This window comes from Corynebacterium sp. KPL2895, from assembly GCF_040225815.1.
GTDB lineage: Bacteria > Actinomycetota > Actinomycetes > Mycobacteriales > Mycobacteriaceae > Corynebacterium > Corynebacterium rhinophilum.
This window is the reverse complement of the sequence record NZ_JBEHFY010000009.1, coordinates 71,949-84,161: the sequence shown is the minus strand read 5'-3', so window position 1 is coordinate 84,161 and position 12,213 is coordinate 71,949. Positions and strand designations below refer to the sequence as shown.

Annotated in this window: 12 protein-coding genes; 6 read left to right on the top strand and 6 right to left on the bottom strand. The window is 56.8% G+C overall.

The window, feature by feature from the left end; translation table 11 throughout:
• The first annotated feature begins 38 nt into the window (after positions 1-38).
• From ABRP95_RS05705 to ABRP95_RS05695, 3 genes are read left to right on the top strand one after another with little or no spacing between them, the layout of a single operon-like run.
• Positions 39-386 (top strand): DUF485 domain-containing protein, encoded by a 348-nt coding sequence (locus ABRP95_RS05705; RefSeq protein ID WP_284770573.1) that lies wholly within the window; start codon positions 39-41, stop codon positions 384-386.
• The gene (locus ABRP95_RS05700; protein ID WP_349839083.1) at positions 387-2,030 is read left to right on the top strand and encodes a monocarboxylic acid transporter; all 1,644 of its coding nucleotides are present in this window, start codon (positions 387-389) and stop codon (positions 2,028-2,030) included.
• Between the two features lie 39 nt (positions 2,031-2,069).
• Positions 2,070-2,999 (top strand): hypothetical protein, encoded by a 930-nt coding sequence (locus tag ABRP95_RS05695; protein ID WP_349839082.1) that lies wholly within the window; start codon positions 2,070-2,072, stop codon positions 2,997-2,999.
• A 2-nt stretch (positions 3,000-3,001) separates the two neighbouring features.
• Here the strand turns inward: ABRP95_RS05695 and ABRP95_RS05690 are convergent, their stop codons facing one another.
• The 5 genes from ABRP95_RS05690 to ABRP95_RS05670 all read right to left on the bottom strand — a co-directional run bounded on the left by ABRP95_RS05690 (position 3,002) and on the right by ABRP95_RS05670 (position 8,188).
• Complete coding sequence (locus tag ABRP95_RS05690) at positions 3,002-3,907, bottom strand: DUF1906 domain-containing protein (RefSeq protein WP_284770637.1); 906 nt, start codon at positions 3,905-3,907, stop codon at positions 3,002-3,004.
• Between the two features lie 78 nt (positions 3,908-3,985).
• On the bottom strand, positions 3,986-4,414 hold the full coding sequence (locus tag ABRP95_RS05685) for an OsmC family protein (protein ID WP_284770576.1): 429 nt from the start codon (positions 4,412-4,414) through the stop codon (positions 3,986-3,988).
• Positions 4,415-4,502: 88 nt separating this feature from the next.
• Entirely contained in the window at positions 4,503-5,531 is a 1,029-nt protein-coding gene (locus ABRP95_RS05680) for an ABC transporter ATP-binding protein (RefSeq protein WP_284770577.1), read from the bottom strand.
• A complete protein-coding gene (locus ABRP95_RS05675) occupies positions 5,531-7,150 on the bottom strand; it encodes an ABC transporter permease (RefSeq protein WP_284770578.1) in 1,620 nt (539 codons plus the stop codon). The genes ABRP95_RS05680 and ABRP95_RS05675 overlap by 1 nt, the downstream gene beginning before the upstream one ends.
• A 6-nt stretch (positions 7,151-7,156) precedes the next feature.
• On the bottom strand, positions 7,157-8,188 hold the full coding sequence (locus ABRP95_RS05670) for an ABC transporter substrate-binding protein (RefSeq protein WP_284770579.1): 1,032 nt from the start codon (positions 8,186-8,188) through the stop codon (positions 7,157-7,159).
• A gap of 309 nt (positions 8,189-8,497) precedes the next feature.
• On the opposite strand from ABRP95_RS05670, the gene ABRP95_RS05665 reads away from it, so the two are divergent.
• Both ABRP95_RS05665 and ABRP95_RS05660 read left to right on the top strand, forming a co-directional pair.
• Complete coding sequence (locus ABRP95_RS05665; RefSeq protein WP_284770580.1) at positions 8,498-9,820, top strand: ammonium transporter; 1,323 nt, start codon at positions 8,498-8,500, stop codon at positions 9,818-9,820.
• A gap of 27 nt (positions 9,821-9,847) precedes the next feature.
• The gene (locus ABRP95_RS05660) at positions 9,848-10,186 is read left to right on the top strand and encodes a P-II family nitrogen regulator (protein WP_023025886.1); all 339 of its coding nucleotides are present in this window, start codon (positions 9,848-9,850) and stop codon (positions 10,184-10,186) included.
• A 701-nt stretch (positions 10,187-10,887) separates the two neighbouring features.
• Here the strand turns inward: ABRP95_RS05660 and ABRP95_RS05655 are convergent.
• Positions 10,888-11,190: a malonyl-CoA-ACP transacylase gene (locus ABRP95_RS05655; RefSeq protein WP_284770581.1), complete on the bottom strand. Its 303-nt coding sequence runs from the start codon at positions 11,188-11,190 to the stop codon at positions 10,888-10,890.
• Positions 11,191-11,914: 724 nt separating this feature from the next.
• On the opposite strand from ABRP95_RS05655, the gene ABRP95_RS05650 reads away from it, so the two are divergent.
• On the top strand, positions 11,915-12,145 hold the full coding sequence (locus tag ABRP95_RS05650; RefSeq protein WP_284770582.1) for a hypothetical protein: 231 nt from the start codon (positions 11,915-11,917) through the stop codon (positions 12,143-12,145).
• Positions 12,146-12,213: the final 68 nt, after the last annotated feature.

Sequence of the window (12,213 nt, the reverse complement as noted above, 5' to 3'; positions counted from 1 at the left end):
TGTACAGAACCTCTCTCACCCAAGGAGACAACCGTTCTATGAGTGATACAACTGCTCCCGTCGAGCGCCGTGACCTTACGGCAGCCGACTACATAGAAATGCGCGATAGCGAAGAGTTTGGCGAACTGCGCAGCGCTTATCGTAGTTTCACTTTTCCCATGACCGTCGCGTTTTTCGTGTGGTACATCGTCTACGTGCTCACCGCCGTGTTTGCGCCTGATTTTATGGCCATTGAGCTTGGCGATGGCGGCTGGAACGTCGGCCTCGTCTTCGGCCTGGCCCAGTTCCTCACCACGTTCATCATTACCTGGATTTACGTGAAATATGCCAATAAGAATATTCAGCCTAAATCGGTTGCTATTCGCGAGAAGTTGGAGGCCAAGTAAATGACTACCACTTACCTTGCACAAGAAACTTCTGCCGGTAACCCGATTCTGAATATCTCCATCTTCGGTATCTTCCTCGTGGTGACGATGACCGTCGTGCTGAGCGCTGGCAAGTCCACGAAGAAGGCTTCGGACTTCTATACCGGTGGTGGCGCGTTCTCCGGCCGCCAGAATGGCTTGGCCATTTCCGGTGACTACCTTTCTGCGGCGTCCTTCCTCGGCATCGTCGGTGCAGTGGCGCTCAACGGCTATGACGGATTCTTGTACTCCGTTGGCTTCTTCGTCGCCTGGCTCGTGGCCCTGATGCTCGTGGCCGAGCCGATGCGTAACGTGGGCCGCTTTACCATGGCGGACGTTTTGTCCTTCCGCCTGAAGCAAAAGCCGGTGCGCGTGGCTGCGTCCATCGCCACGCTCTTCGTGACGCTGTTCTACCTCATTGCCCAGATGGCCGGCGCCGGTTCGCTGGTGGCCGTGCTGCTGAACATCCATGACTTCAAGTGGCAGGCAGTCGTCGTCGGCATCGTCGGCGTGCTGATGATCCTCTACGTCTTGGTCGGCGGCATGAAGGGCACGACCTACGTGCAGATGATTAAGGCCGTCCTGCTGGTGACCGGTGTGGTCGTCATGTGCATCATGGTGTTTGTCTCCCTGCGCGGTGGTTTCAGCAACATGTTCAGCACCGCGATTGATATGCACGCGTCGTCCGATTACCTCCATGAAAAGGGCTATGAGGCCAAGGAAATCATGGAGCCGGGCCTGAAGTACGGTGGCTCTACCGCCGCTAAGTTGGACTTCATCTCCTTGGGTATGTCCCTCGTGCTGGGCGTGGGCGGCTTGCCACACGTGCTGATGCGCTTCTACACCGTACCGACCGCCGTTGAGGCTCGTCGCTCCGTGACTTGGGCCATCGTTATCATCGGTGCCTTCTACCTGATGACCCTGATTCTGGGCTACGGTGCAGCCGCACTGGTTGGACCGGACCGCATCCTGAACGCACCGGGTGGCGCGAACGCCGCGGCACCGCTGCTGGCACTGGAAATCGGTGGCTCCATCTTCATGGCCATTATTTCCGCCGTGGCCTTTGCTACCGTGCTCGCCGTGGTGGCGGGCCTGGCGATTACCGCCTCCGCTTCCATTGCGCACGATATCTACCACGCGGTTATCCGCAACGGTGAGTCCACCGAGGCAGAGCAGGTGCGCGTCTCGCAGGCCACCGTGGTGGTCCTGGGTATTGTCTCCATCATCTTGGGTATCTTGGCGATGACCCAGAACGTGGCCTTCCTGGTCTCCCTGGCCTTCGCAGTGGCGGCATCGGCTAACCTGCCGACCATCCTGTACTCGCTGTACTGGCGCCGCTTCAACACCGCGGGTGCCGTGGCCTCCATGTACACCGGTGTCGTCTCCTGCTTGGTTCTCATCTTCTTCTCCCCAGCGGTATCCGGCGCCGAAAGCGCCATGTTCCCGAACGCGGACTGGGCTATCTTCCCGCTGACCTCGCCGGGTCTGGTCAGCATCCCGCTGTCCTTCTTCGTCGGTTGGTTTGTCTCCATCGTAACCAAGCCGGACAACTTGGACGAGCTGGCGGCAGAGATGGAAGTTCGTTCCCTGACCGGTGTGGGTGTCGAGGCCCCAGTCCAGCACTAATTGCCCGCAAAGTAGCAATTACCGGTAATATGGTTCGACGTGTTTAATCCGTCTTCTCTCAACGCGGCGGCATCAGTAAAGGCTGGTGCCGCCCTTGCCGTGTGCATGCTTGCCTGCTCTACGGTTGCTGGGTGCAGCAATAGCGAGCGAGATAGCACCGCCAAAGCCGAAGACACCACCATTACCGCGCATAGGGCAGCAAAGGTGCCCCCGCGGATCAATGAGTTCCTCAAGGGGGATGAGGACCATTCCATTAGCTATATTCGCCTGCACGATGGCATGTATATGGGCTCTGCGGCAGAACACGATCCTCGCCCGGCGCTCAGCCTCATCAAGCTTTATATCGCCACCTACGTCATTGAGCAGGGCGAGTACGAAGATAAATTTGAGGCGCTCGGCATGATTGCCAGCTCTTCTGATAAGAGCGCCGAGGAGCTGTTCAAGAAGTACCCGGATTCCATCGATAGGATTGCCAAGGAATATCACCTGGAATCCACCAAGGCGGGTGAGAAATGGGGCTATTCGGAAACCTCCACCTATGACGTGGCCAGCTTCATTTCCCAGCTCATCAAGCGCGATGAAACCCACCCCGTGCTGGTGGCGATGTCGCACGCGGATCCGGTCTCAGAAGATGGCTATGACCAGGACTATGGCACCGCGAAGCTCTCTAATGTGGTGGGCAGCAAGTGGGGATGGTCCAACGATAAGTCGATCAATTCCTCGGTGTCCTTTGGCAAGAACTTCGTCGCCGCGGCATCCATTAATGGTTCCGCCGATGACCTCACGGACTACGTGAAGAGCGAAATCAACGGCGAGAATCTGGGCAAGGCCACCGAGCGGTTCCTGAAGTACAAGAACGGCGAGGATGTTCCGCCCATCGAGACGACCTCAGAAAAACCGACCTCTGGCGAGAAGAAGGATGAGGGCAAGAAGGACGAAAAGAAGTCCTCCGAGCCTAAGGAGAAATAGGCCTACTTAATGGCCTTGGCGATGTCCTGGGCGGCATCGGCAAGCCCGCGGATTTGCTCGTTGCTTAACGATGACCCCTTAAAGCTCACCCCATCCGCGGTGACCTGCGGCAAATCCGGCATATTGGGGATAGCCTTGTCCAGGGTGGAGCTAAGATCCTGGATACCTGGCTGCTTGGAGCCGGGTGTCCATTGGCCCCAGTCGCTGGCGTAGACCTCGTTGACATCGACGATGACGTTCTCGATGGTCTGCTGTCGCGACTGCGGAAGCTGGTGAATGGTGGTCTTGGGGTGGATTTTCCCGTTGGAACCCCAATCGTGCATCCAGTAGAACGTGCCAATCCCATCGCGGCTGGCCCACTCGATGGTGTTGTAGTTGCCGTAAACGCCGGTCTGGTAACCGGCTATAGACAGCGCCTTGGAAAACGCCTGCAGGTATGGCCGGATGAACTGGGTGTAGTGCTCGCGGGTGGGGTTATCGTCGATGGCGATATAAATGGGGCGGTGCGTGGGTCCACCGGCGGCCTTGTGCAGCGAAATGGCCTGCGGAGCGTGGATGGCGGCGCCGGCCGCGCCCTGCTTCCAATCGGCGGTTTCGGCGCGGCCGAATTGATAGACCGAGGCCGTGGGCAGGCCGGCCGCGGCATTGGCGGCAGCCTCTTGGAGCGTGACCGGCTTGCCGGTCATCCAGGCCGCGCCGGGGCGCTTATTGGAAACGTAGCGAATGGCACCGATATGGCCCGCGCGCTTGATGGCGGCGGGGGAGGGGACGCCGGAGGAAAAATCGATAATGGTGCCGCGCACCGGGCCGAGGGCGGCGGCAGAGGGGGCTGCCGCACCAATGGCGCCGGCGGTAAGGGCAAGGGCGCTTGCCTTCAAGAGGCCGCGACGAGACAGAGACGGTGACATAAAAAGCTCCTGCAGTGATCGCATTAGTCACAATAGTTAACAAATGCACCATAGCAGGAGATGGTGGGGGAATCGTGTTTATTTTGACTCGTTGCTAAATTCCACGTTCGTGGCGTGTTCCACGGTGCGCGATACCGTGCAGTCCTTCTCGTGGGAGATGCGGATGAGGTTATCCACGAGCGTGCGGGCCTTATCGCCGTCCGGGGTGGAAGGGAAGGCGAGGGTGAAGGAGACGCGGACATCGGAAAGCCGCGAGGCGCCATCCTCATCCACGCGGTCGCCCTCTGCGCGCACCCGGAAAGACTCCGGCTCGGTGCGCCGGGAGGTCACGACATCCACATCCACCGCGGTGCATCCGGCGACGGCAGCCAGCAGGAGTTCTACCGGAGATAACAGGCCCTCGCCGCGCCCGAACTCGATGCTGGCGCCGTCCGCATTGGTGGCGCGGTACACCGAATTTTCTACGCGGGTAAGGTCAACGGAATACTGCTTCGTGATTTCACTCATGGCTTAAAGCTTAAGCCAGGCTCGGGATATAGGCCACGCTGCAGTAAAGGATTAAATGCAGCGATAGGAAATCGGAGGCAGTGCGCACTTAATAAATCAACGGCGGCGAGAAGCGGATACGCACCGATTGTCCAAGCTCTGGTTTATTATCTGCGGTAGTCCGGAACGTGACCCCAGACTCATGGGAGGCGGTAACGGAGTAGTGTCCGGCTTCGAAAATGGCGGAGTCAACCACCGCAGCAACCGTGGCACCTGGATGGTTTTCCTCCACGATCGTCGCGTGGTGCGGCAAGATGGCGGCCTTAGTGCCTTCTCCTCGCACGGTTACGTCACTCAACGGCCAAGAGATACCAAGAGTTGGGCACTCGACGCGGCTTCCTGAAATAGTGGTCTGGACAATCGTGGCATCCGCAATAAATCCCGCGACCACCGGGCTAGCGGGATTTTCCAGCAGCTGTTGCGGAGTAGCAATCTGCTGGATTTCGCCGCCGTCTAGAACCACGACTCTATCTGCGATTGCCAGTGCCTCGGCGCGATCGTGGGTGACGTGCACCGTGGTTAGGCGTTGCTTTTGTGTCAGGGCTACCAGCTCGCGGCGCAAATTATCGCGCAATGGTTCATCGAGGGCGGAAAGCGCCTCATCCAGTAATAAAACTTTGGGTTTAGCGACGATCGCCCGGGCCAGGGCAACGCGCTGGCGCTGCCCGCCAGAAAGGCTGTCTGGTGTACGGTCTTCGAATCCTGGCAGGCCCACGAGAGCTAAAGTCTCAGATATGCGCTCTTCGCGCTCGGCCTTTGCTACTTTCGCCTGGCGCAGCGGGTAGCCAACATTGTCCTTTACAGACATGTGCGGCCAGATCGCGTGCTGTTGGAAGACCATGCCGATGCCGCGTTTCTCCGGCGGAATATCAGTCATCTGCCGGCCATCTATGTAAAGCTCACCTGACGATGGAGAAATAAAACCAGCGATGGTGCGCAGGAGCGTGGTTTTACCGGAGCCTGACGGGCCAACGAGTGCAATGAGTCCCCCAGGCTCGATGGAGAGGTTGATATCGCGCAGGCCGGTGGTTCCATCCGGAAAAGTGACCGTGAGGTGGGAAGCTGCAATTTTCGCCATTATGAAGTCCTTACCTTAGGAGCGCGGATAGTCAGTGCGAGGGCAATGATGCCTAGCAGTGCAAAGAGCAAAGCGAGTGCCGATGCCTGGTTGTAATTTCCTGCCTGTTGCAGGTTGAAGACTTGCACACCCAGCGTTGTAGTTCCAGGGGCGACGAGGAGTACGGAAATAGTAAGTTCTCGAATCGCGGTCACCGCGACGAGCACCGCACCGGAGATTGCCGCCGGAATGGTCATTGCGCCGGTGGTAGTAAAAAGCGCTTTAAGAGGCGTGGCGCCAGAAATGCGCGCTGCTTCTTCCACGGTGACCGGGGTGCTTATTAGCGGGGCACGCACGGACTGGACAACGAGTGCGGTAAAAGCACAGACGTAGGCGATAAGGATTATCCAAATGGTGTTATATAACCCGGTATAGCGCCCGGCAATCAGCCAGGCGACGCCGATGATGAGCCCCGGCAGCGCGCTCGGCAGGAGCGCAGAAAGTGTTAAAAGGGTATTTCCCCGCGCCTGGGTCCGAGTCACTAGAATTCCGATGACCCAGCCAAGAATCCCGCAGATAATCGCGGCGGTTATTGACAGAAATGCGGAATTGGTAAGGCCGTCGAGAACGCGCGGGTTGGATAAAGCACTGCTAAAGTTCGCCAACGAGATGGTTTCTAATGTAAACGGAACTCCAGGGGCTGGCAGCAACGCGCGGTAAGCCAAACCAAGGATTGGGCCAATGGAAATGGCGAGTCCGCACACCCACATGATGATCGTGACCGGCCAACGCGCTGAATGCAGCGCAAAGCGCGCCGGGCTTCCGGAGTCATGGGTAGAAGACGAGTTTTTCAGGGAGGTGAGGTAGTCCATGATGACTGCGCCGATTCCCAAAAATAAGAGGACGACGCCGATGGTCGAGACCACCTGTAAGGGGTTCGATACGGTGCCGGAATCAATGAACCGGTAAATCATCGTTGCGAGCGTTTCGAATCGAGCCGGCGAGCCGATAATGGCAGGAATTCCGAAATCCGCCAGATTAGCAATTGCCGTGAGGGTAAACGCGGATAACAGGGCGGGGCGCAGGAGCGGAAGGGTGACCGTGCGCAGAACAGTCATCACGGAAGCACCAGATACTCGGGCGGCTAGCTCGAAATCGGGAGAGATGGAGCGCAGGCTCGAAGAAATGATGACGTATGCCGTGGGAAAAGAGTGGATGGTCATCAGCGCTATGACCCCGTCTGCGCCGTAGATATTCCATATTTCGAACCCAAAGAGTTTATTCAAGCCCTGATTCGGGCCGAATAGTTGAATCCAGGCGATCGCTCCGATAAATGGCGGAACCAAGAGCGGCGAGAGCAGGAATAGGCGCAGTACCGAAGAGCCGTAGACATCCGTGCGGTCTAGCGCGATGGCAATAACGGTGCCGATGATGACGGCGGCGAGAGCCGAAAGCGCCGTGGTGAACAGCGAATTCCATGTAGCAATACCGAGCCCTTGCTCTAGCAGGACGGGAATTTGGTTTCCACCCAGTGCAAGGGAGACAACAAGGGCCAAAGGCGCGATGAACAGGCCAAGGGCAATGAGCCACACGCCAACGCGCAGCGCGGACACGGAGGGATTTTTCAACAAGCGAGCCATCAAGAACTAGGAAGCCACTGCCTTTTGGAATACCTCGACGGCGGCGTCTTTATCCTTGGTGATTTTCTTCAGGTCTTGGTCCATGAGCTCAATGTCTGCGAGTTCAGGGGTGCCCGCTGGAGTTCCCACATCCTCACGCACCGGGAGGTAAGACTGATCGACGGCGATTTCTTGAGCCTTCTTCGAAAGCAGGAAGTTGATGTACTTCTGTGCCGCTTCTTGCTCCTTGGAGTCTTTGAATACGCCCGCAGGCTCAGAAATATACGGTGATCCCTCGGTGGGGTAGGCAAGGGCAACTGGGGATCCCTTATCCGCTAGGTCGCGGACTAAGTAGTCGACGACCACGCCCACGGGCCTAGAACCGGAAGCGATTTCCTGGGAGGTAGGGCCATTGGACTCTGCGATCATCGGAGAATTCTTGCCCAGGTCTTCGATCCACGCTTCACCGAGGTCTGGATTGTTCTTCCATGCTGAGGCATTGAAGGCTGCCGCACCAGAGACCGCCGGGTTAGGCATGACGAGTTTGTCCTTGTACTTCGGATCGGTGAGATCCGCCCACGAGGTCGGGGCATCGCCTTCTGCGATTTCGTCGGTGTTATAAGCAATGACCGTGGGGATAATGCGCGTGCCGACATAAAAATTCTCGTCGTCCTTGGCCTCGTCGATGACGTCATCGGAATCGACATCGGCAAGCTCGATGAGATCGCCATCCTCGGCGTAATTTTCAAAGGTAGGAGCATCAGCCGCCCAGAAAACGTCTGCTTCGATATCGCCAGATTTCTTCTCCGAAGAAATGCGCGCGTTCAAATCGCCGGTACCGGCCCGGTACACCTTGACCTCGATATCGGGGTTGTCTTCATTGAAGGCGGCATTGATTTCATCGACCTTCTCTTCCGGCTCTGAGGTATAGACGGTAATGGTGGTTGAATCGCTTGCGGCCTGCGTATCTTCATCGTCGGTCGCAGGCTCACCGCACGAGCTAAGAAGAACGGTTGAAGCAAGGGCTAGGGCAGCGAGAGATGAGTGCTTCGGCTTCATTGGGGAAGTTCCTCCAGAGAGAGTAGTTAACAGGAACGTCTATCTAACTGCACTGAAGTTAAGGCAACTTAGGATCGATGTGAACGTACAGTAAATTCTTTGAGCTCCTGGGCGGATGTTGTGGAGGGAGGGCTCGCCAAGGAACCTCGCTCGAATGGGCAGCCTTTTAGTGGTGAAAAGCGGGAAACCAGGAGGTGACAAGCTTAAGGTAACCCCACATGGGGGATTGATCTATAGGTCAATAGATATTTATATACCTGTAGTACTACCGTTATGAAAAGCAATGAAGGAACCCTACAAGGAGAAATAATGGATTCGGTGATCGCAGGCAATGCGAGCTGGATGCTCATGAGCGCGGCTCTCGTGCTGCTCATGACCCCAGCCCTGGCACTTTTTTACGGAGGCATGACAGAGCGCCGCGGCGTGCTCAACATGATGTTGATGTCCTTCGGCTCACTAGCGGTAGTCAGCATCATTTATATCCTCTGGGGCTGGTCAATGAGCTACGGCACGGAGTCCTGGGGCGGCATCGTTGCCAGCCCCTTCGAGTTCTTCGGGCTGAAGGACTCCATCTTTGATGCCAATGGTGAATACCTCGAAGGTGCGGAAGGCTACGCCAATATCATCGATATCGGCTTCCAGCTCACCTTCGCCGTTATTTCCACCGCGATTATCTCCGGTGCACTCGCCGGCCGTGTGAAGTTCGGTACCTGGATGCTTTTCAGCGGCCTGTGGGCAACCTTTGTCTACTTCCCGCTGGCCCACATGGTCTGGGGCGGCGGCATCCTGGGTGAGGGCGAAAGCAGCGTCACCAGCTGGATCTTTGGCAGCGAAGGCGGGGAAGCGCTTGTGGCCCCCATTGACTTTGCCGGTGGTACCGTCGTCCACATTTCCGCAGGTACGGCCGCACTAGTCCTAGCGATTGTCGTGGGCAAGCGCCAGGGCTTCCCGAAGAGCGTGCAGCGTCCCCACAACCTGCCCATGGTCATGCTCGGTGCCGGCCTGCTGTGGTTTGGTTGGTTTGGCTTCAATGGCGGTTCCGCCTTCGCAGCCGATGGCCTCGCCGGCCTAGCCTGGGTCAACACCACCGCCGCAACGGCCGCCGCAATCCTGGGCTGGTTGCTCGTGGAAAAGCTGCGCGATAACTACTGCACCTCCCTGGGTGCAGCCTCCGGTGTGGTCGCAGGACTTGTCACCATTACCCCGGCCGCGGGCGACCTGAACCCGGTCACCTCGCTCATCATGGGTGCCCTCGGCGGCATGCTAGGTTGCCTCGGCGTGGGCCTGAAGTTCCGCTTCGGCTTCGATGACTCCCTCGACGTCGTGGGCGTCCACTTGGTCGCCGGCCTGTGGGGCACCGTGGCAGTTGCCTTCTTTGCCAATGACCGCGGCATCTTCACCGGCGGCGGCGCCGAAGGTTGGAAGCTGCTCATCGTACAGATTCTCATCGCCGCTATCGCCGTGGTCTTCGCCGCAGTCATTACCGCCATCATTGCGGTGATTTTGAAGGCGACCATCGGCTGGCGCGTGACCGACCAGATCGAAACCGACGGCATTGACTTTGGTGGTCACCGTGAGACCGGCTACGACATTGGCGGCCGTGCCATGCGCGGTACCACCAGCCGCAACTAAAACGCCCAGCGATACCTAGGAGCAATAATGAAACTCGTAACAGCCGTGGTCAAGCCCTTTACGCTTGATGATATCCAGCAAGCACTACAAAAACTCGGCTCGCCGGGCATGACGGTGACCGAAATCGAAGGCTTTGGCCAGCAACGCGGTAACAAGGAAATCTACCGCGGCGCCCAATTCGCCACCTCCTTTGTCCCCAAAGCCAAAATCGAGCTCATCGTGGCAGACGATGACGCCGAAGCGATTGTCGATGCCATCGTGGACGCCGCCTGCACCGGCGAAATCGGCGACGGCAAGATTTGGATAGCGCCCGTCGAAGACGTCATCCGCGTCCGCACCGGTGAGCGTGGGGAGAAGGCTATTTAGACCTCAAATGCGCGGTGGATCTGCTTGCTTATAGAAGTAGAAGAGTCGTGGCAAACCAGTTTATTTTAAGTTCAACGTGAGGAAAAATCCGAGAGCCCGACCCCGATGTGTCAACTTTCCGGGGCCAGGCCTTGTGTGAGGTTACCCTCGTTTAGTGTACATCCGATCTGTGCGGATCGTGTGGCGGTACGAGAGGATGGGCCTAACCCCAACAGTTCCACTACCCGGGGTAGGTCCCGTTGGCCCATTGGCGCACCGCTGTTCCTTGGCGTTCCAGGCCTTGGTTTTGCCTCGGTGCAGCTGATCGGCACGGTGCTTTGGGGTTATTCCCGTCGATGACTCCGGGCAAGCCTCCGTAATGTAGAGCATCGTGCGCCAGGTTAGTTCCTCGCAGGATACAGCGGTGTCTGGTTTGGTGTTGTCGGTTGCGCTAGTTCTCACGCTGCCTTACGCGCTTAAGGACGTCGTAATCACCGGTCCTGGCATCAACGGCGGATTAAGCATCAATCAACGCTGACGCAAGCTGCTACTGTGAATACTCCTAAAAATGTCCTCATCCCCTTTTTGCTACTTAACCCCCAACGGCATTGTCAAAGCAACCCGTCAATCTTTAGGTTCGACCATCGCGCAGCTGCGTGAACAGGGTCGTAACGGCCCGTTTGGCGAGCAAACTGGGGGCCAGGGCAGTGGAGGTGAACAGTTTAGAGAACTGCAGTGACCTTATAACCCTTCTTGGTGAGCAGCCGGGTCGCTGCTTTAAATGTCGCGTTATCGCTGTCGGGGTTGTATTTTTCGGGATCTAAAGCGATATGCGCGAATTTTCCATCATAGCGGATAGTCATGAATTTGTAGCCAGCTTGTTCTTCGGCATCATCGATTAGCGTTTGCACGTCGGAGGTATCGCGGTCGGGGGTGGCCGCCGCCGCATGGTCTTGATGCTGGGCTATAGGGGAAGCTTTTTCGATTGGAGTGCTGTGGCCGATTAAGCCAGTGCTTGCAGTCAATAGTCCAGCAAGAATAGTGGTAATAATCTGAATACCTTTCTGTTGGGCGTATGGTATGGGTGAGTGTGGTATAGAACACTCGCTCACCTGCAAAATTAACGGTTACAACCGTAACTTAACTTCGGATTAGCTCAAAAACTGTGCTGACCAAGGACCAGTTTTCCTGGTTCCTTCCAGCACAAGAGCCCAAATTGGTTATTATACCAAAACTAGTCTTTGTTTTCAGGCTCCTGAAACGGCTCTTCCTTTGGGAAGTACTCCAGTGGGTGGATGTAGGACTGGACCCCTGTTCGGAATACCCGGACAGGGCGGTAGATTACTATTTTTCCAACCCGGTTGGGCTGGATATCGGGTGTCCGCCAAACAGGGGTCAGGCCCGTTGGATATCAGGTGTCCACCAAATGGGGGTCAGGTCCATTCAAGGAGATATAAGTAATGCCTTGGGTGAAGTGAATAGCGAACTTTTGAGAGGAGATACCAGCCCCTTAGCCTGAGCCTGCACATGCATTTTGAATGGCGGCGATGGTAGCTTGAGAACCATGAGAAGCTTGTGGAGGTATTTCCGGCCATTCGGCGTCTCCGCCTTGGTAGTCATCGTGCTCGGGGTTCTGTTTAATGACCATCACTGGGCACTGATTCTAGTGGTCGCAATTTTGCTCATAGGAGTCGTTCTATCCTTGGCGGATTATGCTTCCGGGCGGCGTCGAAAGAATGAGGATGAGCGTTGAATCAGAAATTGCAGTTGTCGTTGGCTACCGGATTCGTCGGCGTGGTTTTGGTCATCGCAGCGCCTATTTTAATTAGCACCGGAATTGATGCTGCCGATGCTGGGCAGCAGTCAGGTAATGCTGTGGTTCCATTGCTTTTAGTGGGCATCGGAACCGTACTAGTGATCCTTGCGCTGGCCCGTTCCGGTCCTGTATTTGAAAAGAAAAATTTAAACGCCGAGCGCTAGAAGCGCTAGTTTTGGGGGCCATATTCCTTGCGGGAATGCAGAGGACACGACGTTAAGCGCCTTCAATC

Bases quoted from the DNA above. Each gene is read 5' to 3' on its own strand.
- ABRP95_RS05680 (WP_284770577.1), bottom strand. From the start codon at position 5,531: ATGGCGAAAATTGCAGCTTCCCACCTCACGGTCACTTTTCCGGATGGA.
- ABRP95_RS05700 (WP_349839083.1), top strand. From the start codon at position 387: ATGACTACCACTTACCTTGCACAAGAAACTTCTGCCGGTAACCCGATT.
- ABRP95_RS05670 (WP_284770579.1), bottom strand. From the start codon at position 8,188: ATGAAGCCGAAGCACTCATCTCTCGCTGCCCTAGCCCTTGCTTCAACC.
- ABRP95_RS05675 (WP_284770578.1), bottom strand. From the start codon at position 7,150: ATGGCTCGCTTGTTGAAAAATCCCTCCGTGTCCGCGCTGCGCGTTGGC.
- ABRP95_RS05705 (WP_284770573.1), top strand. From the start codon at position 39: ATGAGTGATACAACTGCTCCCGTCGAGCGCCGTGACCTTACGGCAGCC.
- ABRP95_RS05660 (WP_023025886.1), top strand. From the start codon at position 9,848: ATGAAACTCGTAACAGCCGTGGTCAAGCCCTTTACGCTTGATGATATC.
- ABRP95_RS05665 (WP_284770580.1), top strand. From the start codon at position 8,498: ATGGATTCGGTGATCGCAGGCAATGCGAGCTGGATGCTCATGAGCGCG.
- ABRP95_RS05690 (WP_284770637.1), bottom strand. From the start codon at position 3,907: ATGTCACCGTCTCTGTCTCGTCGCGGCCTCTTGAAGGCAAGCGCCCTT.
- ABRP95_RS05685 (WP_284770576.1), bottom strand. From the start codon at position 4,414: ATGAGTGAAATCACGAAGCAGTATTCCGTTGACCTTACCCGCGTAGAA.